Annotated in this window: 21 protein-coding genes; 14 read left to right on the forward strand and 7 right to left on the reverse strand. The window is 46.8% G+C overall.

The features are described from left to right. Positions 1 to 8 precede the first annotated feature (8 nt). A complete protein-coding gene (locus tag BM101_RS09095) occupies positions 9 to 1,262 on the forward strand; it encodes a coproporphyrinogen-III oxidase family protein (RefSeq protein WP_087032531.1) in 1,254 nt (417 codons plus the stop codon). Between the two features lie 75 nt (positions 1,263 to 1,337). Continuing rightward, a complete protein-coding gene (gene budA / locus BM101_RS09100) occupies positions 1,338 to 2,051 on the forward strand; it encodes an acetolactate decarboxylase (RefSeq protein ID WP_087032533.1) in 714 nt (237 codons plus the stop codon). A gap of 113 nt (positions 2,052 to 2,164) precedes the next feature. Here budA and BM101_RS09105 read toward each other — a convergent pair whose 3' ends face one another. After that, the gene (locus BM101_RS09105) at positions 2,165 to 2,791 is read right to left on the reverse strand and encodes a carbonic anhydrase (protein WP_087032534.1); all 627 of its coding nucleotides are present in this window, start codon (positions 2,789 to 2,791) and stop codon (positions 2,165 to 2,167) included. 356 nt (positions 2,792 to 3,147) lie between these two features. Here BM101_RS09105 and nadA point away from each other — a divergent pair, with 356 nt between their 5' ends. From nadA to nadC, 3 genes are read left to right on the forward strand one after another with little or no spacing between them, the layout of a single operon-like run. Then, positions 3,148 to 4,065 carry a quinolinate synthase NadA gene (gene nadA, locus BM101_RS09110; protein ID WP_177194462.1) on the forward strand — a complete coding sequence of 306 codons (918 nt, stop codon included), beginning with the start codon at positions 3,148 to 3,150 and terminating at the stop codon, positions 4,063 to 4,065. After that, the gene (locus BM101_RS09115) at positions 4,062 to 5,372 is read left to right on the forward strand and encodes an L-aspartate oxidase (protein WP_087032538.1); all 1,311 of its coding nucleotides are present in this window, start codon (positions 4,062 to 4,064) and stop codon (positions 5,370 to 5,372) included. Before nadA ends, BM101_RS09115 begins: the two co-directional genes overlap by 4 nt. After that, positions 5,338 to 6,192: a carboxylating nicotinate-nucleotide diphosphorylase gene (gene nadC / locus BM101_RS09120; protein ID WP_087032540.1), complete on the forward strand. Its 855-nt coding sequence runs from the start codon at positions 5,338 to 5,340 to the stop codon at positions 6,190 to 6,192. Before BM101_RS09115 ends, nadC begins: the two co-directional genes overlap by 35 nt. Positions 6,193 to 6,303: 111 nt before the next feature. Here the strand turns inward: nadC and BM101_RS09125 are convergent, their stop codons facing one another. The 5 genes from BM101_RS09125 to BM101_RS09145 form a co-directional block, all read right to left on the reverse strand. Continuing rightward, positions 6,304 to 6,873, reverse strand: a complete 570-nt coding sequence (locus BM101_RS09125; protein ID WP_087032541.1) for a DUF6512 family protein — start codon at positions 6,871 to 6,873, stop codon at positions 6,304 to 6,306. 341 nt (positions 6,874 to 7,214) lie between these two features. Then, positions 7,215 to 8,411: an NAD(P)H-dependent oxidoreductase gene (locus BM101_RS09130; RefSeq protein WP_087032543.1), complete on the reverse strand. Its 1,197-nt coding sequence runs from the start codon at positions 8,409 to 8,411 to the stop codon at positions 7,215 to 7,217. Positions 8,412 to 8,429: 18 nt separating this feature from the next. Then, positions 8,430 to 9,038, reverse strand: coding sequence for an NADPH-dependent FMN reductase (locus BM101_RS09135; protein ID WP_087032545.1), 609 nt, complete (start codon positions 9,036 to 9,038; stop codon positions 8,430 to 8,432). 49 nt (positions 9,039 to 9,087) lie between these two features. Next, positions 9,088 to 10,032 carry an FAD:protein FMN transferase gene (locus BM101_RS09140; protein WP_087033030.1) on the reverse strand — a complete coding sequence of 315 codons (945 nt, stop codon included), beginning with the start codon at positions 10,030 to 10,032 and terminating at the stop codon, positions 9,088 to 9,090. A gap of 26 nt (positions 10,033 to 10,058) precedes the next feature. Next, positions 10,059 to 10,937: a helix-turn-helix domain-containing protein gene (locus tag BM101_RS09145; RefSeq protein ID WP_087032547.1), complete on the reverse strand. Its 879-nt coding sequence runs from the start codon at positions 10,935 to 10,937 to the stop codon at positions 10,059 to 10,061. 403 nt (positions 10,938 to 11,340) lie between these two features. Here BM101_RS09145 and BM101_RS09150 point away from each other — a divergent pair, with 403 nt between their 5' ends. The 3 genes from BM101_RS09150 to BM101_RS14255 all read left to right on the forward strand — a co-directional run bounded on the left by BM101_RS09150 (position 11,341) and on the right by BM101_RS14255 (position 12,661). After that, the gene (locus BM101_RS09150; RefSeq protein WP_087032549.1) at positions 11,341 to 11,754 is read left to right on the forward strand and encodes a MarR family winged helix-turn-helix transcriptional regulator; all 414 of its coding nucleotides are present in this window, start codon (positions 11,341 to 11,343) and stop codon (positions 11,752 to 11,754) included. A gap of 20 nt (positions 11,755 to 11,774) precedes the next feature. Next, the gene (locus BM101_RS09155) at positions 11,775 to 12,413 is read left to right on the forward strand and encodes a nitroreductase family protein (protein ID WP_087032551.1); all 639 of its coding nucleotides are present in this window, start codon (positions 11,775 to 11,777) and stop codon (positions 12,411 to 12,413) included. A gap of 98 nt (positions 12,414 to 12,511) precedes the next feature. Further along, positions 12,512 to 12,661 (forward strand): hypothetical protein, encoded by a 150-nt coding sequence (locus BM101_RS14255; protein WP_179193087.1) that lies wholly within the window; start codon positions 12,512 to 12,514, stop codon positions 12,659 to 12,661. Between the two features lie 680 nt (positions 12,662 to 13,341). Here BM101_RS14255 and BM101_RS09160 read toward each other — a convergent pair. Next, positions 13,342 to 13,962, reverse strand: a complete 621-nt coding sequence (locus BM101_RS09160; protein WP_087032553.1) for a hypothetical protein — start codon at positions 13,960 to 13,962, stop codon at positions 13,342 to 13,344. A 168-nt stretch (positions 13,963 to 14,130) separates the two neighbouring features. On the opposite strand from BM101_RS09160, the gene BM101_RS09165 reads away from it, so the two are divergent. From BM101_RS09165 to BM101_RS09190, 6 genes are all read left to right on the forward strand, one after another. Next, on the forward strand, positions 14,131 to 15,213 hold the full coding sequence (locus BM101_RS09165) for a hypothetical protein (protein WP_143084449.1): 1,083 nt from the start codon (positions 14,131 to 14,133) through the stop codon (positions 15,211 to 15,213). Between the two features lie 533 nt (positions 15,214 to 15,746). Continuing rightward, entirely contained in the window at positions 15,747 to 16,745 is a 999-nt protein-coding gene (locus BM101_RS09170; protein ID WP_087032556.1) for a LacI family DNA-binding transcriptional regulator, read from the forward strand. Positions 16,746 to 16,799: 54 nt separating this feature from the next. Continuing rightward, on the forward strand, positions 16,800 to 18,524 hold the full coding sequence (locus BM101_RS09175; protein WP_245825692.1) for an alpha-glucosidase: 1,725 nt from the start codon (positions 16,800 to 16,802) through the stop codon (positions 18,522 to 18,524). Then, positions 18,517 to 19,938, forward strand: coding sequence for a PTS transporter subunit EIIC (locus BM101_RS09180; protein ID WP_087032558.1), 1,422 nt, complete (start codon positions 18,517 to 18,519; stop codon positions 19,936 to 19,938). Before BM101_RS09175 ends, BM101_RS09180 begins: the two co-directional genes overlap by 8 nt. Before the next feature lie 261 nt (positions 19,939 to 20,199). Further along, complete coding sequence (locus BM101_RS09185) at positions 20,200 to 22,590, forward strand: AAA family ATPase (protein WP_177194464.1); 2,391 nt, start codon at positions 20,200 to 20,202, stop codon at positions 22,588 to 22,590. A gap of 226 nt (positions 22,591 to 22,816) precedes the next feature. After that, positions 22,817 to 23,686: a DUF6544 family protein gene (locus BM101_RS09190; RefSeq protein ID WP_218149916.1), complete on the forward strand. Its 870-nt coding sequence runs from the start codon at positions 22,817 to 22,819 to the stop codon at positions 23,684 to 23,686. The last annotated feature ends 40 nt before the right edge of the window (positions 23,687 to 23,726 follow it).

Consider the following 23,726-nt stretch of genomic DNA (forward strand, 5'->3'; position numbering starts at 1 on the left):
GTGTCAAAATGCTACGGACATCATTGCTGCGGGTCTTTCTTAGCCGCTCCACTAAGCCTTTTATATTTGAAGGCAACTATTCGAACAGCCTGGACTTCGAAACGCTGGATGATCTGGGGTTGTATGTGCACATCCCATTCTGCCGATCGTTATGCAGTTTTTGTCCCTACTGCAAGGTCGTCCACAACCGGCCGCAGGCGGATGCCTATAAAATAGCGCTGTTGAAGGAAATCGATCTGGTCTGCAAGCAGATGACCGGGAAGAAACAGGCGACCAGCCTGTATTTCGGCGGAGGGACACCGGCGATGATGCTGGATGATCTGAAGGATATCGTCGCAAAGCTGAAGGAATACTTTGTCGTGACAGGCGGGATAGGCGTGGAGCTCCATCCGAGCGACATCACCCAACGGAACCTGGATAAATTGAAGGCAGCCGGGGTATCGATGGTGAGCATCGGCATCCAATCCTTCAACGACGATTGCATCCGCAAACTGGGCAGGAGGAGCGACAATTTCGCCGAAAAGATCCAACTTGTAAAAGAGAACGGTTTCGCCGTCATCGATGTTGATTTGATCTTCGCCATCCCGGGACAGACGGATGAGATATTGGCGAACGACATCCGGACGGCCTTCGCAAGTGGGGCAACGCAAGTATCGACCTATCCCTTCATCGACTTCACCTTCGCCGACAACGCATACAAGCCGATGAGCGAGGAAGTGAAGAGGCGGATGCTGGAAAACCTCACGGCGTACTGCCATGAAATCGATGTCGAGCGGACATCGGTGTGGACCTTCGCAAAAAAGGATACGGAGAAATATTCATCCGTCACGCGCGACGCTTTTTTGGGGTTCGGCGTTTCGGCGACGACACTGCTGAAGGACATCTTCAAAATCAATACCTTTTCGATAGAGGACTACATAAACCGGATCGAGGCCGATTCCTTGCCGACGTCCTTGACGCTCCCTTTCACGAAAAGGCAGCGGGCGGTCTATTACCTGTTCTGGGGCTCCTATTCCATGAAAATAAACGAAGATAAATTCGCAAAAATAATCGGCACGCCATTGGACAGGATGTTCGGCAGCGAACTTTTCATCGCATCGAAGCTGGGCTACCTCAGAAAAAACGGGCATGTCTATGAGCTAACGGATAAAGCGGCCTATCTTTACCACGACATCGAGCAGGCCTATACGACCGCCTATATCGATAAGATGTGGAACGTATCGCGGAAACAGGCGTTTCCGGATCAGATCATTTTAAAGTGATTTTCAGATTTTTCAGTCATTGCAACCCCTGATTATAGTATAATGAGTGGAATGAACACAGGAAGGGCGATGCAGATGACTGAAAATGTATTATATCAACATCAAACATTAGGCGATTTAATGGCGGGCGTATTTGAAGGGACACTGACTTTCGAGGAATTGTTGAAACATGGCGACATGGGGATCGGCACGTTCGACGATTTTGAAGGGGAATTGATTCTGCTGGATGGCGTAGCCTACCAAGCGCGCGAAGACGGTGCCATCCTGCCGGTCAGCCCGGAACAGACGACGCCACATGCGGCGGTCACATTCTTCAACCCGGATCGTGAATACCAGATCAACCAACCGATGACATTGAAGAAAGTTCGCTCCGACATCGTGAAACGCGTCCGCAGCAAAAATGTTTTTTCGGTCGTCAAGATTACGGGACATTTTGAATATATCCATACCCGCGCCGTCCCGAAACAACAAAAACCCTATCCCCGTCTGATCGAAGCGACCCGAGTCCAGCCTGAATTCGAAAAATACGATTTGGATGGCACGGCCATCGGCATTTTTACGCCGGAGCTTTTTGACGGCGTTGCAAAGGGCGGATTCCATTGCCATTTCATCAGCGATGATCGTACGTTCGGGGGCCATATTTTGGACTACATCGTTGATGGCGCAAAATGCGAGATCCAAACCATCGAAAGCATCGTCCAGCACTTTGCTGTCCATGATGATGAATTTCTGGACAAAGACATCCATTACCATAACCTGGCGGCTGAAATGGAAGAAGCAGAAGGATAGAGAAAAGCCCAAAAAATAAAGAAAGTTGCTGGTTTTCAAGGTCAAGGACCTTGAGAATCAGCAACTTTTTGTTTTTATAATAGGGAGGCTAGGGCAAAGAAACGATGGTCATGTCAGCCATTTGCCAAGTGGAACTCGCTCGTCTCAGTGTCATAGATGAACACTTCGCCGGTTTCGATGATATAGTGCCAGCCGCTCACTTGCATTTTCCCTGCAGCTACCTTTTCACGGATGTAAGGGAAAGTCATCAAATGCTTCAATTGTTCCACAACATTCCCCTGTTCCATCATCCATGCCCGGGCGCCGGGTTCACTCGCAGGAATTTCCTTCAGGACGCGATCCCTGACCGGATGGATCAGCTCCAACCATTTCTTCGTATGCGGCAAGTGATTCAATTCTTCCGTAGGATTCAGGCAAGCCGCACATCCACCGCAGTTCGAATGGCCGCAGATGATGATGTTTTCGACGCCCAACGCAAGCACCGCATATTCGATGGCGGAGGTTGTCGCCACATATTCTTTGGTTTCCCGATAAGGTGGGGCTATATTGGCTATGTTGCGGATGATGAATAGCTCCCCAGGCAAAGTGCCGGTGATCATATTCGGATCCACACGCGAATCCGAGCAGGCAATGAAGAGTGTGTGGGGTTTTTGCCCCTCCTTCAGTCCCTTGAAAAGTTCCTGGTGAGCTTCAAAATCTTCCCGTCTAAACTTAACGATTCCATCTAACAGCTTTTGCATTGTATGCCTCCTCTTCCAGATAATTAGGTCACAGTTCCTTAAATATAGTACATGCGCAGCATTAAATCCACTATTTTATACTCTGGAGAGCATCCGGGAAGGATAGCGCCCGCGATTGAAAACGCAAACAAATGGATGGCATAGCCAACGCATTCAATGGAAAAGATTCTGAATGCCAGGCATTTTCTGTTAGCCGAAAAGCATAAAGGGAAAAAGGCTGCGTGCCGACAATAATATTTTTGTGAATGCGCATTCAAAGCGAAAAGGTGTCTTGTCATCTGTCAACGCGAGTGCTATACTCCTACTAATAATTATTTTTGAACGTTATGGGGAGGTAGAAGGAGATCGAAGCTTTAATGGAGAGAATTGAACAATTGAAGAAAGAAAGAGATGCAGTCGTCCTAGCCCACTATTATGTGAACGATGATGTTCAGGCAATCGCTGATTACGTAGGGGACTCATATTATCTGAGTGAACTGGCCACCAAGGTAACGCAAAAGACCATCTTATTCTGTGGGGTAGCCTTCATGGGCGAGAGCGCCAAAATTCTGAATCCGGAAAAGACTGTCATCATGCCTGACGCGGAAGCCGATTGCCCGATGGCCCACATGATCACCGTGAAGCAGATCCTGGCCAAAAGAGAACAATACGATGATTTGGCCGTGGTGTGCTACATCAATTCGACCGCAGAGATAAAGACATATGCGGATGTGTGTGTGACTTCGTCAAATGCTCTCCGGATCGTCAAGGCTTTGCCGCAAAAAAACATCTACTTCATTCCGGATGAAAATCTGGGGAGCTATATCGCGGGGTTCCTTCCCGAGAAGAATTTCATCTTCGACAAAGGCTTCTGTCCTATCCATGCAGCTATCAAAAAAGAGGACGTCGAAAAAGCCCGCGCAGTATATCCGGATGCCATCGTATTGGCCCATCCGGAATGCACGATGGATGTGCTGGACAGCGCCGATTTCACCGGAAGCACTTCTGCGATGATCGACTATGCGACCGCCAGTGAAGCGGAAGCATTCATCGTCTGCACCGAGTTGGGCATCTTTTATGAATTGCAGCGGAGAAACCCGGCCAAGCGATTCTACCCTGCAAAGGACGGGCAAGTATGCCCCGGCATGAAACGCGTTACGCTTGCGAAAGTGGCCGATGCTTTGGAAAACCTGAGCAATCCGGTCGAATTGGATGAAGCCATGCGGCAAAAGGCCGTGAAGTCACTCGCGAAGATGTTGGAGCTTGCACAGCAGGAAGAGGCGATATGTAAATGAAAAAACGTGCCGATGTCATCATTGTGGGAACAGGGGCAGCCGGATTGTTCTGTGCCCTGCATCTCCCCAAAGATAAACAAGTGAAACTCATCACAAAATCTGCCGCGGATCAAAGCGACTCTTTCTTGGCGCAAGGCGGCATCTGCGTCCTAAAAAACGAAGATGACTATGACAGCTTTTTTGACGACACAATGAAGGCAGGGCATTATGAGAATGACGCGGATTCCGTCCACACCATGATTTCCGAATCACCGGAGATCATCCGCGATCTGATCGCTTGCGGAGTAACGTTTGAGAGGGAAGAGGGACGCCTTGTCTATACGATGGAAGGGGCCCATTCCGTGCCCCGGATCCTTTACCATGAAGACTTGACCGGAAAGGAAATCACCGGCAAATTGCTGGCGGAAGCGCGGAAAAGGGATAACATCTCCATCCAGGAGGACACGACCATGGTGGATCTGGTCTGCAGCGGCGATGCCTGCACGGGCATCCTGACTGCCGATAAAGACGGAGCAATCAACTTATGGGAAGCGGATGCGGTTGTTTTGGCGACCGGCGGATTGGGCGGACTGTACGAGCATTCGACCAATTTCCGGCATCTGACCGGCGATGCCATCGCGATTGCCCTGAAGCATCAGATCGACGTGGAGAACTTGGATTATGTCCAGATTCATCCGACGACACTCTATTCCACCAAACCCGGCCGGCGTTTCCTCATATCCGAATCGGTGCGTGGCGAAGGCGCGGTCCTCTACAATCGGGGGATGGAGCGCTTCGTGGATGAACTGCTTCCGAGGGATGTGCTGACCGAGGCTATCCGGCGGCAGATGAAGGCTGACAGACGCGATTTTGTATGGCTTTCGATGCAACACCTAGGCAAGGAAGTCATACAAAAAAGGTTCCCCAACATCTACCGCCATTGCCTGGCGGAAGGCTTCGATGTGACGGAGGAATGCATACCCGTGACGCCGGCCCAACATTATCTCATGGGCGGCATCAAGGTCGATCTGGACAGCGCAACCTCCATGGAACGGCTGTATGCCATCGGCGAAACCAGCTGCAACAGGGTACACGGCGCCAATCGATTGGCGAGCAATTCCTTGCTTGAGAGCCTTGTGTTTGCTAAGCGGGCCGCCAAGCATATCACGGATCAGGCTGTGCCCTCAGGGACGAGCTTGCCCGAAGTCGATTTCAGCGATTACAGTGACTTGGTTCAACTGCAGGAAACGTATAAACGATTGGTCATAAACGAAATCGAAGGGAACATTGACAATGAACGATTATGCAACGCAGAAGCTGAATATTGACGGTCTGCTGATGCAGGCGCTGAGGGAGGATATCCCCGGCGAGGATATCACGACCAATGCCATCATCCGCAAAAACCAAAGAGGGACTGTCCAATTGCTGTGCAAACAGGACGGCTTCATCTCCGGATTGGATATATTCCGTCGCGTTTTCGAGTTGTTGGATGACACGGCGGAAATGGAGACTACTTTCAAGGACGGCGATGCCGTCAAGAACGGCGACTTGCTTGCGACGGTTTCGGCCGATGTCCGTGTGCTCCTTTCCGGAGAACGGACGGCATTGAATTACATGCAACGCATGAGCGGTATCACGACGCACACCCGCCGACTAGCCGGGATACTGGACGGGACGAAAACGAAGCTTCTGGATTCCCGCAAAACGACCCCGAACATGAGGCTGTTCGAAAAATACGCAGTCAAAGTGGGCGGCGGGCACAACCATCGCTTCAACCTGTCGGACGGCATCCTGATCAAGGACAACCACATCGATGCTGCCGGCGGTGTGAAAGAGGCGATTGCGTCAGCCAAGGAGTATGCCCCCTTCGTCCGGAAGATCGAGGTGGAGGTCGAAACGCTTGAAAGGGTGACGGAAGCCTTGGAAGCTGGCGCCGACATCATCATGCTGGACAATATGGACACGCAGATGCTGAAGCAGGCCATCCAGCTCATCGGCGGAAAGGCGCAAACCGAATGCTCGGGCAATGTGACCGGAGAACGGCTGGCGGAATTGGCTGCAGTCGGGGTGGACTTTATCTCGTGTGGCGCCCTAACCCACTCTTCGCCGATCCTTGATCTATCCCTGAAAAACCTCCGGCTGTTGTAGTTGAAAACAGAACGGACTAAATCGACGAGTATTTCAACAAATATATAGGAAAAACGATAGGAAAACAGCAATCATTCCCCTTCAGAGCGGGATGATTGCTGTTTTTTTGATCTAGCGGCCCAAACCGTATGTCCCTGTCGGTTTATCTAAAAACAGAGGCAGATGGGGTTGCCAAAACGTGAAGGAAATCAGGGCGGCCATGAAAAGCACGATGAAGCCGGCAGCCACGTACAGCCAAAGTCGGTTGGGTTCGGCATAGCGATAGACATGGACGGCGGAAACCTGTCCGACGATGATCCCCAAAAAGAAGAGGATGCCGTCCACCAACAGCGACTCGATGCCAAAGGCGCCTTCCATTGTGTAGAAGAAAGTGACGATGATCAGAGGGCATACGAACAGCGCAGCGGCAGCGGCCAGCAGCAGTCTGGCAGCGGCAAGCTCGCCTTTTTCCCGGAAGAACAGAAAGACCAGCAGGAACCACACGAGCGTCGGCCAAAAGCTCATCTTCAGGTGCTCCCATACGCTCTCGTTGATCGGCACAAACAGGCCGACGAAGACGGTGTTGCCCGACCAAGCGAAGATGAAATGCGTCAAGGTGCCAAAAAAGATGATGAACGGAATGCCGTACAGCAGGTAACGGACAGCGGACCGATCGGCAAGGGGGTTCTGTGGACGGATCATAAAGAGCAGCTCCTTTTTAGATATCTTCATTCACACATATTATAGTTTTTCCGGGGGCCTATTTCCAGAAATTGTATACATGGACCGTTCATGGATAGGACTTACAGGATGACTGCTGGGGAACATACGTCAGGGATGAGTTGAGTCAGGCGAAAAATTATCCTTTGTATCAGTTTCGACCATTTGGATTGATTTCTGATCAGTACATCAATTAAAGAAATAAATTTTCCGGCGAAAATACACAAAAACGAAGACGGGGCTGCTCCTTTTGAGAGACAGCCCCGTTTTTTATTAGGGTACGACGGATGTATTTTCCGCTTTCTGATTCGTTATAGCACAGCTTAGGGTTTGACGGATGCGCTTGAAGCCGCGTCCACATCATCGCTGTGATGGTCTTTGACTGATGCGCTTGAAGCGGCATCGACATCGCCTGACAGCTTTTGGCCGGTTTGGGCAAGGTACCAGTCGATGATCGGTTTGAAGTCCAAGATGTATTCGTTGACCCCAGCATAATTGCCTTCTTTGTCATGCAATGCCTGATAATTATGCACGACATACTTGTCCGGTCCGTGAGTCGGGACGTTGACGCGGAATGCATCCATTGCGCCGGAACGCAATTGTTGAAGCACCCATTCCACCCCTTTATGCACTCTTTCCGGATGGCACTTGGACAGCGGGTTGCCGACTTGGCCGGGCACGCGCGCAGCGAGCATTTCTTCCGCCGGCTTCGTGTAGTTGTAATACAAGAATTGGTTGTTGCTGTCGGCATACGTCAATTCCATCGGCATCGAGGCCAGGAAGTAATTCAGCTGATCCACGGTCAACAAGCCGCGGTCCAGTTTGACGTATGTATTGCCTTCCACAGCACCGACAAGCTGGGCGGCTTGCTCGAGCCAATCATCGGCTTCTTTATCGACGCCTTCAATGGTGGTCGCGATTTTTCCTGTGGCGAACAGATCTTCCGGTTCAAGGACCGGTTTTTTGGGGCCCTCAATTGCGGAAAATAAAGTGATGAACTGGGCAAATTTTTCCAAACAACTCTCGAGAAAATCGATGGTGCGTTGTTCCTTCAAGTTTTCTTGCTCATCGAAAGCTTCTTTGACTTTTCCCAGCAAAAATTCATTCCCCGGCATTACGACCGCATGGACACCAGGTGCATCGAGAATCTGGCGGAGGTGCAGCTGCGCGCGGGAAGAGCCTTGGTCATAATAGGAAGCCCCGACGATCATGACCGGTTTGTTTTCTAAGGGGTGGATTTTGAAAGATAGCCATTCCAGCACACTTTTCAAGCTTGCTGGAATCGTATGGTTATGCTCGGGAGTGGCGATGATCACGCCATCCGCCTGCAAAATCTTATGGTTCAGTTTTTGAATAGCTGCACTGTTCGTCTGGTCGTCGCTTTGATTGAACAGCGGGATGTCCTTTATTTCCAGTATTTCCAAATCAAATAAGTGGCTGAAGTGTTTTTTGATGTATTTCAATAATAGGCGATTATATGATACTTCTGCATTGGATCCTACAATACCGACTAATCTCATGATGCATTTCTCCGATCTTTAATTGTTTTCCCAGGAAAAGTTTTCAGCTGCTTTTTTATTCATCGCATGGGTATGGGTCAGTTGTTTCATGATGTCGATGAACAGCAAGAAATCCTCGAACAGACCTTCAAGTTCTTTCACTCGGTCTTGGCTTTTCAAGTTGTTGTCTTCATCGAATGCCTGCAGGGAATTGCTGAGCAGGAACTCTGAACTTGGCATGATGCGAGCCTTCAACTCAGGCGCATCCAAAATTTGACGTAGATGCGCTTGCGCCCTTGAGGAACCTAACGTGCCGTAGGAAGCGCCGGTGATCATGACGGGTTTATCGACGAACGGGTATATGCCGTAGGACAACCAGCTCAAGGCGCTCATAAGCGAAGCGGGGACGGCATGGTCGTATTCGGGCGTGCTGATGATGACACCGTCTGCCGCCTCGATCTTATCCGCCAATGCTTTCACTTCTGCGGGTACTTGCATATCCGCCGGTTTGTTGAAAATGGGCAGATCCTTGATTTCAACGATTTCGATTTCCGCCTTGCCCGCAAAATGCTTTTGGATGAATTGCAGCAACATGCGGTTTGTGGAGTGGTCGGAGTTTGTGCCGACTAGGCCGATTAATTTATTCATGTGAAAACTTCCTTCCAAAATAGTTTTTTTAAAGAACAAAAACACGTGATCAAGCTGTGTTTTGAAGCAGTATTTTTCCCTCCAAGCCTCTGGAGTATGTGATTTTTCCATCTTTCGTGATAAGGATACCATCGATTTCTTCCGAACGTTCCAAGGCAGCGAGGATGGCTTCGGGGGATTGGCCGAACAAGCGGCTCGTCCAGATTTCCCCAGTAATGGATGCATCCGAAACGATGGTTAAGCTGACCACATCGGTTTCGATCGGATAGCCGATTTTTGGGTCCAAGATATGGTGATATTGTTTTCCTTGCGCTTCTAGATGCCGTTCATACACTCCCGAGGTCACTGTCGACTGATTCCGGATCTTCAGTACCGCGCTGTAGTGATTGCGGGGGAGAAGCGGATTTTGAATGCCGATGCGCCAATAAAGATCCGCATGATTTTTGGCCGGTCCCAGGACGACAACGTTTCCGCCCAAATTGATGAGTGCGGAAGATACGCCGATCTCCTTAAAATAAGTCACCAACAAATCGGCGATGTAGCCTTTTGCCAACGCCCCTAAATCAATTGCCATGCCTTTCTCTTGCAGGAAAACTGTATGATTTTTTTCGGACAAAAGTATCTTTTTTGGATCGGTGATGGGAAGCAATTGCTGGATTTCCCTATCCGTCGGTACTTTAGCATCGCTGAAGCCGATCCGCCAGGTTTGGACTAACGGCCCGATTGCGATATTCAGCTGGCTGTTGGCAGCCTCGCTATGGGATTTCCCCATTTTGATCAAGTGGAATAGCTCAGGATGGACGGCCAGGGGAGCCGTTCCGGCCAAATGATTGATCTGCATCAGCTCCGATCGCGGATCATTGGCACTGAAACGTTGCTCGTATCTTTTCAGCCGCCGCGCAGCCTCTGCCAAAATCGGATCCGGAGAGTCATGTTCCACTACCAAATCGATGATTGTGCCCATCAAGCGAATCGTTGCTCTTTGTTGTTCCATCTCATCACCGCCTTTAAGATTGACTATCATTCCAACGCAATATTCCCGGCCAGGATTTCATTTTCTAAATGCGCCAATTCTTTCAGCGCAATCGTGTTTTTGTTGATCTTCGAATAGGCTCTGGCATCGTAGATCAATTCCAATACCTCCCGCTGGGGTTTCTTTTGGATGATCGCATTCTTTGCCAATTGAATGGCGGCACGGGCTAGATAGTAAGTAACGTGATTATCTGAGCAAATGGAGAGGGCATAAGACAGCAAGGCGGTGCTCACTTCGATCTCATTGATGAGGGAATAGAAGGTACCGCTTTGAAAAACGATATTCAGCACGCGCCAGACATCCTCCATCGTCTTGATCGGATAAGTATAGATTCTCTCGAGTACTTTACTGAAATAAAATTCTGCTTTTTCCGGATTTTCCTCACGGCTGTAGACCATGCCGATACCGGTGTAGGCCAACAGGCGAAATATTTCTGCTTCGTTGGCATCATCCGCCAACAGGATTTGATCGAAGGTGAATAAGATATCCGTCACGGGAACGTGTTGCGCAATCATGATGAAGCCGTTCAGATAATGGAAGCGCAAGGCCAGCTTGGTTTCTTCAATTTCGGTCACGGCGATACTTTGCAGCAGGTCGGCCGCTTGATCGTATTCGCTGGTGATCAAAAAGAATTCCGCTTTGTTCATTTTTTCTGTCGTTTCTGTGTATTGGACGCCGACTTTAGGGAACAGTTCCCCCAAAGGCAGATTCAGCCGGTTGCACAGTTTTATCAGAATCTTTAAATTCGGGACTTGGCCGTTGTTTTCAAAGCGGCTCAAAGTCGCTTGGGTACAGATGCCTTCCGCCAAATCCACTTGCGAGAGGTTCAGCGCTTTTCGGGCTTCAATAAATCGTTCGATATTCATTTTTTCCTCCACTAAGCATTTGGTGGGATACTGACGAATAAGAGTCAGTCTGATTATTTGTGTGTTAATTCACATATCTTATATAAGTGATTATACTCCTGATGAATATTACGGTCAAGGGAATATATAAAAATTTATATAAACCCTCTTGAAAAAGGCATGTGAAGGCGGCAGAAAGGCTCCGAACACCGAAACAGTTACCCCAGAAAATAATAAAGAAGAAGGCTATCGGCGTAATCCGAAGCTTGCGGCTGTGCTGAAACAATATAAATGGGTTAGTGGATAGCTTTTCAAGCAGATTACTTTACAAAAAGGTGTGTTCTGCTTTACTATTGACTAATCAATCGTTGACAAGTCAATGGTTGGTTGATCAAATAAATGAGCACAATCGGGGTGGAAATTTATGGATTTGAGAGATATAAGCAGGTTGCTGTATCAGATCAAACTAACCAATCAGGAGATCAATACATTATTCGAAAAAGAAACAGGTTTTAGTTTGACACGGTATGAGATGCTGCTGTTCCTGAAAGAAAAAGGGATTTGCTCCCAAAACCAGGTACAAACAGAACTAAAAATAGATAGCGCAGCAATCACGCGCCATCTGAAAATTTTAGAAAAAAAGGGCTATGTCATCCGGAAACGGAACGCAGAGAACAATAGAGAGGTCTTTGTTCAATTATCAGAGAAGGCAATCCAAGATTTGGAAGCTTGCGGAAAAGAACATGATCAAGGAAAAACTTCCCTATCCCTCTCATTAAGCGATGAGGAAGCACAACAATTATCCTATTTATTGAACAAACTATACTTGAAAAGATAAGAAGAAAGAGGATGTAAACTATGACAAAAAAATTTATCAACAACGATTTTTCAGATATCGCCTTCGGAAGAAAATCTATCCGCCTGTATGATGAAAATATTAAAATCAGTCAAGAGGAAATGCTGGAAATGATCCAGGAAGCTACAACGACACCTTCATCGGTAAACATGCAGCCTTGGCGTTTTGTGGTAGTTGAGACTGATGAAGCAAAATCCAAATTAAAACCATTGATCCGTTTCAACACAAGACAAAATGATACTTCGTCAGCGATGATTCTTATATTCGGGGATATGAGATGCTACGAGTATGGGGAAGAAATCTATAGCGCAGCTGTCGAACAAGGGAAAATGTCCGCGGAAGTCCGGGATCAACAATTGGCTGCCATTATTCCTTATTACAAGAACTTTTCAAAAGAGCAAATGAATGATGTTGTGAAAATCGATTCCAGTTTGGCAGCGATGCAATTCATGCTTGTGGCCCGTGCCCATGGATATGACACGAACCCTATTGGTGGATTTGAAGCGGATCAATTGGCAGAGGCGGTTGATTTGGATAAAGAAAGATACGTCCCAGTCATGATTTTATCCATCGGTAAAGCAATGGAAGAAGGATACGAATCGGTACGATTTGCGCCAGAGAAAATTACTGCATTCAAATAAGAATAAAGTTAACAGTGCATAAAAAAATCCTCGTTGGGTAATGGAATAGAATTGGTTCGCCAACTACTATTCAACACTCAGGAGGATTCTTTGCATATATGAAGATAAAAATGGATGAAGAAGCTGCAAGCAATAAGAGAGTTTACAGCTTTTTTCTGAGGCTCATCACCGTAAAGAGGATCAAAGAGATGGAAACCAGAACAAGAATGGTCAATCCGCCATTTCAGCCGCCTATGGCTACCCATTGATTGGGCTGCTGTGAATATCAGTGCCACTACGGTTATGGAGACAGCACCTGTGAACTGCTGGAAGGTGTTCAAAATACTGTTTTCGTCAGCGTGCTCATCTATAGTCAATTGGCTTAATGTGACAGGCAACAGATTGCTGACTGAAATACCGGTACCGACCATCGCAGATAAAGAATAGCCTTTCTCAATTGCTTGTTTCTCTGGGAAGAGAAGCTCCTAAAGTCACTGATTAGTCATGGTGCTCGTCAACTGTTCTAATCCAAGAATTTTAGCACGTTTGACGACATCTGAAAATGCATTTCGGAAGCTTCAAACGTTTGTACTGATTTTACGCTGAGAAATAGTATTGAAATGCAGTTCCAGAATCTTAAGATATCGAATCATAAAAAAACTCCTGATATAATGCGTCATGTCCGGAGGAATGCAATTCATTATACAGAAGGTTTTTACCTATGGTTTAAAGTAGTTGAATGGTTTTCACTCTCGCATTCAGAGGCTTTATTTCTTGCATTTAGTGGCTCATTTTTTCGAACAGGTGGCTCTATTAATTTGTAATATTCAGGTGGATATTACAAAATGATGTAAAAAATATTTAAACTTGGCAATCTCTTATTATCCTTTCTTACATTTTTACATCTAGCAATAATGCCTAATAATTACTTATTTTTTTTTAGTTTTGATTAAGTAGTAAAGTATTGATCAATTTCTTCTTCTGTGAACATCGGATATCCTAGTTTAACTATTTCTCTAGGAGAAATAGTCTGACTAGTTATTTCATATTTAATTTTACTAATCAATTTTGCTTGCAATCCAAAAATATATTGCGATAATTCTAATTCGTTTTCAAAATTAGTAGAACTAAGATATTCTTTTATTTTATTGTTACTATGGTTTCTGACATGTTCGGCTTTATCAGAGTTATCAAACAATATCTCTGGTGAATTTTTGTCTTCAATGTAGAGTTTGCAGCGTTCTTGAATAATTATCGTGTCAAAATAGTGAGTCATTAATTGGATGGTTTCTAAATCACTAAAAGCAAATATAATATTCATATCATTTTCGTTAATGAACTTCCGGGTGCTTTCAAAGTCGGTAGAGTAAAAATAATCAAGCATAGACTTTAGTATGGGTATGAGATTATCAACTTTTAGTGTTCTGTTTTTTTCGAATGTAATTTTTTGCAAGTCTTGATTCAATCGTATTTTAATGCTTCTATTTGTCAGTATCAGGCCAACAATAGTAACAATAATTGAAGCTAAACCCAATATGTTATTTAATAGCCAATTTAAGAAATTTTCCATTTTATCACCTCTACAATATCAGTATATCATTCATTGAAGATGAGTGTGGTTAAAACTAGTAGTTATTTCTCTCTTACGAAATAACTATATTGATGTACAGTTATATATTGACTTTGAATCACTAATTCCATTAAAGTAGATTTAGAAAGTATCTCAATTAGTTAAAGGGTGAGTAAAATAGATATTTTAATGAAGCAATTGAGCCAAAGTACTGCAGTTAAAAAAGCTGGATATCTTTTTTGTTCAATGGGAGATAGGTACTTTGAAATACAAGAAGATAAACTTTTGAATAAAGGATATATTGAAAAAATTTCTCCTGCATTAGAAGAAATTTCGTCACATTTCAAGAATAGAAACATTATGAAAAAAGATATAATTGAGTATTTTGAGTGTAAAGATGGGTACTTAGCATATTTGTTAAGCGAAACAGAAGTATCTGTGGAGTTAATTGTCCTTAAATTTATAACAAAGAACGTAAATCCCCTAGATATATTTACTGTCCCTCTTGAAAAAATCCCGGAAAATGCAAATCCTAAATATAAAATTGTTATGATGGGAGATGAAAGTTCTCCTAATCACCAAGGGATTTTTCATTATGATAAATTCTTTTATTATCACCCTTTGTTTACAAGAAGAGTAGATGCTCACGAACCACCTATGTTAATTCAACAGATTTTTTTAGAGAAAATACTAGGAAATAACATTTCGATAAGGTTAGATCAAACAATTAGCGTTGAAAAAGACTATTACAAACCTGAAATTAAATTATTCCATGAACTTCATAATGGGAAGGTAATTAATTTAGATAATATTCAAATTAGTTTTCCTTTCCGTTCTGGAGAATATGAGAATTTATGTGTTTATAATCCTAAAACAATGAAAAAAATACAATTTAAAATTTCTCGTAGAAAAGATTCAGAGTTTTGGATTGAAGTTGAAGAACTATTTCCTATTCACGATAAAGATCAATGGTATAATACAAAATATTTACACTCTATTTATAATCCTATTAAGAATGAGTTCAATCATATTGATGGTTCATTCAATTTTTATGATAAAGATAAGTATAATGTTAGAGTAAATAAACAAATAAGTGCCCATGCAAATAGGCACGAAAAATTTTGGCTAGTTGAAGGGAAAACAAGTGTCTTAGATTGGGCAAAAATGATATTATATTTTTTCGAAGATGAAGATTTAATTTTTGATGCATTCACAGGTAAGCTAATTGAAGATGTATTTTCATTGAAATGACAATAATTGAACTTAACATGAACACCCAATAAAATTTATCGGACAATCTACTAAAGACTGTTAATAGACTTTCTAAAGTTAAAACACTAATTTTTATCAATTCCTACGGATATCTAAAAGACATCCTAAAATATGAGATGCCTCAGATTGTATTTTCAATTTAGCTCTTTAAAAATGATACAAAGAGGCATATATTTTAAATATATACTGGAAAATTTGCAGGTCAGGATTAAGACATCCCTGCTTTGCAAGATTAAATACTCCCGTAACCCGATTGTGGGAGACGAGCTACGGAGGCAACCATTTGATTGACCTTTAATTCGATTTTCGTATTAATGATACTGATCGACATATAAGAAAAATTGCAGAAAGAAAGAGGAACGGGGGCATCGGCTGATTGCATTCGTTCCTCTTTTTATGGATTCCGCAGCATAGGAATAAAAAAATTCAAAAATCTCTGTTGACTTTCGGAATCGGTTCCATTATACTCTGTTTATGAAATCGATACCACAAACATGAAAGGAGTGATTCGCTTGGCGACAATCAAGGATGTTGCGAAAAAGGCAGGGCTGTCCGTTTCGACAGTATCCCGGTATCTGAACGACCATCCTTATATTTCGGATGATAAGAAGAAACGCATCAAAGCCGCGATGGATGAATTGAATTATTCGCCCAGCATGGTGGCGACGCAACTGCGCTCCAAAAAAGGCACCATGATCGGAATCTTGGTTTCGCGCATAACGAATCCGTTTTTCTCCTATCTGGTGGATTCGATCGAAAAGAACAGCAAGTTGTTGGGCTACAATGTGTTGGTCATGCAGACCTACGACGATCCGGCGGCCGAACTGAAGATGTTGGAGATGCTGAAGCAGCAAGTGATCACAGGTTTGATCATGTGCTCGGTCGAAGGGAATCCCGATGTGATCGAAACGTATCAACAATACGGACCCATCGTCTTCTGCAACGAAAGGATTCCGGGTTCGACGATTCCGCAAGTCTATACGGATCAGGAACAGGCGACTTTTGAAGCCACAAACTACCTGATCGGGAAAGGCTACAAAAAAATCGCCTACTGTACGGGCGGCAGCCTAACAAAGGGCGGCCACGGGAATGCCCGGACCGCGGGATTCGAGAAGGCGTTATTGGAGAGCAAGCTTACGATGAAGAAGGATTGGATCTTCAAGGAAGTCCATACTATCGCGGATGGCCATCAGATTGCGGAAAAAATTTTGAGCCTGCCGGAAAGCAATCGCCCCGATGCGATTTTCACAGGCAGCGATGAAGTGGCCAGCGGTATTTTGCAGAAGTTCCTGCAGGTAGGGAAGAAAGTTCCCGAGGATTTGGCTATCATGGGCTTTGACAACCAACCTTTCACGGCGATGCTGGCGGTCAAGCTGACCACGATTGCGCAACCGGTCGACGCTTTGGGGAGAGAAGCCACCAAGGTGCTGGTAGCGCAAATCGAAGAGGCAACCTATCAGATAGATACGACAGAATTGAAATTAGAATTGATCGAAAGAGAATCTGCTTAGGCAGATTTTCAAAACAGCAAATGTGGTATCGATACCACAAGAGGAGGAATCCGTATGGAAAATGGAATCAAGGAAAGGAATTCAAATGGACTTATGGAAAAAAGGAATTGGTGGAAAGAGGATGTCGTCTATCAGATCTATCCGAAAAGCTTCTATGACAGCGATAATGACGGCGGCGGGGACATCAAAGGGGTCACGCAGAAATTGCCTTATCTGGAGGAACTGGGGATCACGCTGCTATGGATCTGTCCGATCTTCACCTCGCCGATGGTCGACAACGGCTACGACATTTCCGATTATCAGGGGATTCAGCCCGAGTTCGGTTCGATGGCCGATTTTGAGGAATTGCTGGAGGAAGCCAAGAAGCGGAACATCAGCATCATTCTGGATCTGGTCGTGAACCATTCTTCCGATGAACATGGCTGGTTTAAGCAGGCCCTGCGCGATTCGGAAAGCAAATACCGTGATTATTACATCTTCAAGGAAGGGAAGGACGGGAACCCGCCGAACAATTGGCGTTCCATTTTCGGAGGAAGCGTCTGGGAACAAGTACCGGCTGAAGACAATCTGTATTACTTCCATACTTTCGACAAACGGCAACCGGATCTGAACTGGGAAAACTCAGCCTTGCGGGAGGAAATCTACGCGATGATCAACTGGTGGCTGGAAAAAGGCATTGCCGGCTTCCGGATCGACTCCATCACCTTCATCAAAAAGGATCAGGATTACGGCGACGTTCCGGCCGATGGAGCCGATGGATTGGCCAGCGTCAAGCATAAAGGCAGGAACCGTCCGGGAATCGCTGATTTCTTGGCGGAACTGAATCAGAAAACATTCAACAAATATCCATGCGTCTCTGTTGGAGAAGCGCCTGGTGTGACTTATGATGAATATGACAAATACATCGGGGAAGGCGGCTATTTCAACATGATCTTCGATTTCCATTACGCGGATATCGATGTTGAGAACGGCAGCGAGTGGTTCCGCAAGACCGATTGGAAGCCGAAGCAATTGAAGGAACTGATTTTCGAAAGCCAGAACGCCATCCAAAAAGTCGGCTGGGGAGCGAATTTTCTGGAAAACCACGATCAGCCGCGGTCCATTTCCAAATACATCAGGGATGCGGCCTACCAAAACGAAATCGGCGCCAAAGCCTTAGGAACCCTCTTCTTCTTTTTGCGGGGGACGCCCTACATCTATCAAGGGCAAGAAATCGGCATGAAGAATTTCAAACGGGATACGATTACCGACTTCAATGATGTGTCCAGCCTCGATAACTACCCGCGCGCGATGCTGGAAGGCTTCACTGCGGAAGAGTCGCTCGCCTTTGTGAACCAACGCTCCCGCGATAATGGGCGCACGCCTTTCCAATGGGATGCCACAAAGAATGCGGGCTTCAATGAGGGAACGGAACCTTGGCTCAAGCTGGTCGGCGATCACGAAGAAGTGAACGCAGCGGACCAAGTAAATGATCCGGACTCCATCTTCAGCTTCTATAAAGAGATGATCCAAATCAGGAATCATTCCCCATTTAAGGACACGCTGATTTACGGGGCGTTCAGACCGTTGGAGACGCCGGATGATGTGATCGGCTACGGACGTATAGGGGATGAAGTCATCCAGATTTTAGTGAACATGAGCAATAAGGAAACCGCAGTTGAGAAGGTTTCCGGCGCGATTTTGTTGAACAATTATGAAACCATTGAACAATCCGGAACGCAATCACTATTGAAACCATACCAAGCCATTGTAATCAGAAAGGATGAAGAAAATGTCTAATTTGCCGAATTATCAAGAGATTGCCAAAAAAATAGTAGCGATAGTGGGGGACGATAATATCGTCTCCGCTACCCACTGCGCGACGCGTTTGCGCCTGCAGGTGAAAGACCGCAAAGCGATCGATGATGATCAGATGCAAGAAGTGGAGGAAGTCAAAGGCGTCTTCTATAACGCCGGCCAGTATCAGATCATCCTCGGATCCGGCATCGTCAATAAGGTATACGCCGAAATGCAAGCGCTGTATTCCCACAAAGAAGCTTCCAAGGATGAAATCGCGATGGATGAATCATCGGCTCTGCAACGGGGAGTGCGCAATATAGCGGATATCTTTGTCCCGATCATCCCGATCCTTGGCGCAACCGGCTTGTTCCTGGGTCTGAAGGGCGTGCTGTTCAACGAGACCGTATTGGGCGCGATGGGCCTTACGCCGGATGCCATCCCCGCTTGGCTGAGCGCGAGTGTGACCGTGTTGACGGACACCGCCTTCGGTTTCCTGACCGCCTTCATCTGCTGGTCGGCGTTCAAAAAGATCGGCGGCTTGCCTATCATCGGCTTCCTGATCGGATTGATGCTCGTTTCGCCGGCCTTGCCGAATGCCTATGCGGTAGCGGGCGGGACTGCTGAACCGATCATGGCTTTCGGTGTCATTCCGTTGGTCGGTTATCAGGGATCCATTTTGACGGCTTTGATTACCGGGATCATCGGCGCCAACTTGGAGAAGAAGCTGCGGAAGGTGATGCCGAACGCGATGGACCTGATATTCACGCCTTTTGTGGTCATCCTGGTTTCCGTTTTTATCGCGCTGTTTGTGCTCGGTCCCTTGGTGCACGGATTTGAAGCGCAGGCTGTCAAACTGATCGAGCTGTTCCTGCACCTGCCGCTGGGTATCGGTGGCCTGATCATCGGTTTCCTCTATCCGATAGCGGTCATGACCGGGATGCACCACATGTTCATCATGATCGAAACCTCTCTGATCGCTTCGACCGGATTCAATCCGCTGATTACGGTTTGCGCGATGTACGGCTTTGCGAACGCCGCAGTATGTCTGGCGATTGCGTTGCGCACCAACAGCGCCGCGGTCAAAACGGCCGGCATTTCCGCTACCGTCACCCAGATGTTGGGCATCAGCGAACCTGCGTTGTTCGGGGTCGTGATGCGCACCGGTATGAAGGCGATCGGAGTGATGTTGGCGAGTTCCGCGCTGGGAGGCATGGCTCTTTCGCTGTTGGGAATCCAGGCAAACAGTTACGGATTGGCGGTATTGTTGTCGCCGTTGATGTATATCTATGACCCGTATCAATTGACGATGTATGTGGTGATTGGCATCGCAACATTCATCCTGGCATTTGTTTTGACGAACTTGCTGGTGATAAAAAAAGAAACCGTTATGGCGCCGGCCAAAACGCAACAGTAACTTTAAATGCAGCTATCCACTTTCACGTGTGGATGGCTGCATTTTTGGTATCAGCTCCTTTTTCGTCATCTTTATTTACATCTATTATAGTTTTTCCGGGGCCCGTTTCCATAAATTGCACACACGGACGATAAGCAAAATAAGGCGGGGAATGGCAGCATTATGCTAAAATAGGGGCAGCCTGTCTGAATGGATAGAAATGATAGAAAAGATAAAAAAGATAAAGATCATAGCGACAGATGGAAGAGAGGACAATGTATTATGTCAGATGAGAACCAGCCTGAAAATATCGATGCGAGGCTGAAGGGGATAGAGAGCGCCATCAAGGGGAACATGTCCTTGAGCAGTGTGCCGCTTTTGATGGAGGCCATCAAATCCCATCCCGATCACCCGCAAGTGAACTATTTACTGGCACTAAGCTATTATAAAAACAGAAACCTCGAAAAAGCGATGGCGTACATTTTGCGGGCGGTGGAACTGAAGGAAGAAGACGATGACTACTTGACGCTTTTGGCGAAGCTGTTATTGGAGAACAACCGATCGGCCGAAGCGGGGGAGAAGGCCGCAGCGGCTTTTGCGATCAATCCGGAAAATTGGGAGGCCGCGCTCATTTTGGCGAAAATGGCGTTCAATCAGAACAGCCCTTCAAAGGCGTTGGCATTAGTGGAACAGGTCTTGAAACACAATCCGCGCTCCTTCGATGGGCAGCGCCTCAAAACGAAGATATACATCCAGCAGGAAGAACCGCTGGAAAAGATCCTGCAATCCATCGAGGATTCGGAAAAATTCGGCTACGATGATGATATCGCGTACGACAAAGTCTATGCCTATTACATCCACAATAAATTCGGCGAATGCCGCAACATCTACAAAGATTTGCTGCGGACAAGGCCGCTCGCAAACAGCACACAGAAAGTGGGCAAGCTGATTGAGAGCATGCAGTCACGGAGGCAGGCCAGAAAAATCCCGCACAATGCCTTGTTTGATCTGGAAACCGTCGGCACGGCGCCTAAAAAGCCGAAGGTGACGTTGGAAGAGTCCTTGAACGAGTTGAAGCAGCTGATCGGGTTGGACGGAGTGAAGGACGCCATCAACCGGATCGTGAAGCTGGTCGAATACGACAAGAAACGAGCCTATATGCTGTCCATCGAAAACAGCGAACAGCCTTCCTACCATTTTGCCTTCTACGGCAATCCCGGCACCGGCAAGACGACGGTCGCGCGCATACTCGGGAATATTTTCTATTCGTTGGGCATCCTGGAAACAGGACAATTGGTGGAAGTGGATCGCTCCGATCTGGTCGGGGGCTACGTCGGTCAGACCGCCCAGAAGACAAAAGCCGTCATCGAATCGGCGATGGGCGGAGTCCTGTTTATCGATGAAGCCTACTCGCTTGTTTCGGGGGACAGCGATTCGACGGATTACGGCTCGGAGGCCATCGATATTTTGATAAAAGCGATGGAGGACTACCGCAACGACTTTATCGTGATACTCGCGGGTTACGACACCGGGATGAAGCAGCTGTTGAAATCGAATCCCGGTTTATCGAGCAGGATAAATATGCAGATCTACTTCGACGATTTCTCCGACTTGGAGCTGCTGGAGATTGCGAAGGGCCAGGCGAAGGATAATTATTACACCCTGACTGAGGAAGCCGAGAAGGCGTTCATGATCAAAATCAACCAAGAAAAAGTGTTGCCCCATTTCGCGAATGCGCGGGCGGTCCGCAACATCATGGAGACCGCTATGCGGGAACGGGCTTTCCGCTTGAGCGACCAACCCATCACGAAGGAGGACTTGCTGATCATGGAGCCACTTGATTTCGGCATCAACCCCGATCAGCTGTTCGGGGACGATATCGACGATCTGATGGCGCAGCTGCACCATCTGGTCGGGCTGCAGGACGTTAAAAAGCAAGTGAGCTCCATCCTGAATTATGTCCGCGCCGAAAAGCGGCGCGAGGAACTCGGGCATCAGATGAACGACCTCTCCTTGCATATGGTGTTCACGGGGAACCCCGGCACCGGCAAAACGACGATTGCGCGGCTGATCAGCCAAATATTGAAGTCCATCGGCATACTGAAACGCGGGCATATGGTGGAAGTGACCCGAGATGATCTGGTCGGGCAATACGTCGGCCAAACCGGTCCGAAGACATTGGAAAAAATCAAGGAGGCATACGGCGGGGTGCTGTTCATCGATGAAGCCTACTCCCTGTTTTCCTCCTCCGAGAGCGACTTCGGCTATGAAGCCATCAGCACCTTGATCAAGGAAATGGAAGACAACCGCGATAAGCTGGTTGTCATCATGGCCGGGTATCCGGGCGAAATGGAGCAGATGCTGAGCATGAACTCAGGCCTGCGCAGCCGGATCGCCTATACAATCGATTTCCCGGACTACAACAGCGAGGAATTGACGGAAATATTCCTTGAGGCCGCAAAAAAACAAGGCTTCAGCCTGACGGAAGAGGCGAAGGAAAAGGTGAACCAGCTTTTCCGCCAGTATTACGACAGGCGGGACAGCCAATTCGGCAACGCCCGCACTGCAAGGAGCCTGTTCGAACAGACCAAGCTAGAGCAAAGCAACCGGCTCGCGGTGAACGAGGACGACGATCTGTTCACCATCCTGCCGGAAGACATCGTCGCGTACTAGGGTTTGCTGAATGGAAATAAAGTGACTTCTGTTTTGAAGGGTGATTGGGAAATCATTCTTCAAAACAGTTTTTTTATTGTCCTGTGAAGTATGTAATCGTTCCCGTAAGAACGGTCTCGAGTGGTATAATCGGCGTGACAGATAAACCGAATCAGCCGGCATCGGCAGGAACCTATTTTTTGTGCAACGAAAAACGAGCGGGACATAAAAAGGAGAACGAACGAAAATGAAAAAGAACAGCGGAAGCAATAGGATTAGAACGGTATTGGGCGTTTTGGCGGTTGCGAGCGCAGGGACGCTTGTTTTTTTCAAATCCCCCTATTCCAAAATCAAAGCGGACTTCCAGAAAACAGCTATGGATTTGGTGGACGTTACGGCCCCGAGCGGTGATAGCTTTACAGAAACGGACTTGGCCGGCTTGCCGGATCCGGTAAAGAAATACTTTGATTATTGCGGATTCATCGGCACCAGAAAGATGAGCTATATGAAAGCGACCTTCAAGGATGTCCCGTTTAAGATAGGGAAAAATAAGCCCGGACTTATGATCGACTATACCCAATACAACTTTGTCGCGCAGCCGGATCGCATTGCCCTGATTGAGAGCTCCCTGTACGGCATCCCATTTCAAGGTTTTGATGCTTTTGTGGATGGAGCCGGCAGCATGAAGGGTGTCGTCGCAAAAGTCTATACCCTTTTCGACCAGAGAGGGGAAGCCATGGACCGTTCCAGCCTGGTGACTTATTTGGCGGAATGCTTCATGATCCCGAGCGTCATTTTGCAGGATTTCATCACTTGGGAAAGCATCGATGCGAAGCATGCCAAAGCCACCATAGCCAGTGGAGGCATTTCGGCAAGCGGCATCTTCACTTTCAAGGAGAACGGCGAAATGCTTTCCTTCACGACCGCCGACAGGGAAGCTACGGAAATCGATGGCACATCCCAAAAAGTGGAATGGACCGCCTTTTGCAGCGGCTACAGAGAGCGCGGTGGGATAAAGAGACCGACCCTCCTCAAAGCAGTTTGGCATTATGCGGAAGGCGACCTGATCTACTTTGATGGCAAAGATGTCTGTATCGAGTACGATTACGAACTGTGACAGAGAGGTTGCTGCAGAAAAAAATGGCTGTCTCTATAAT

Source organism: Trichococcus palustris (assembly GCF_900114465.1).
Classification (GTDB): domain Bacteria; phylum Bacillota; class Bacilli; order Lactobacillales; family Aerococcaceae; genus Trichococcus; species Trichococcus palustris.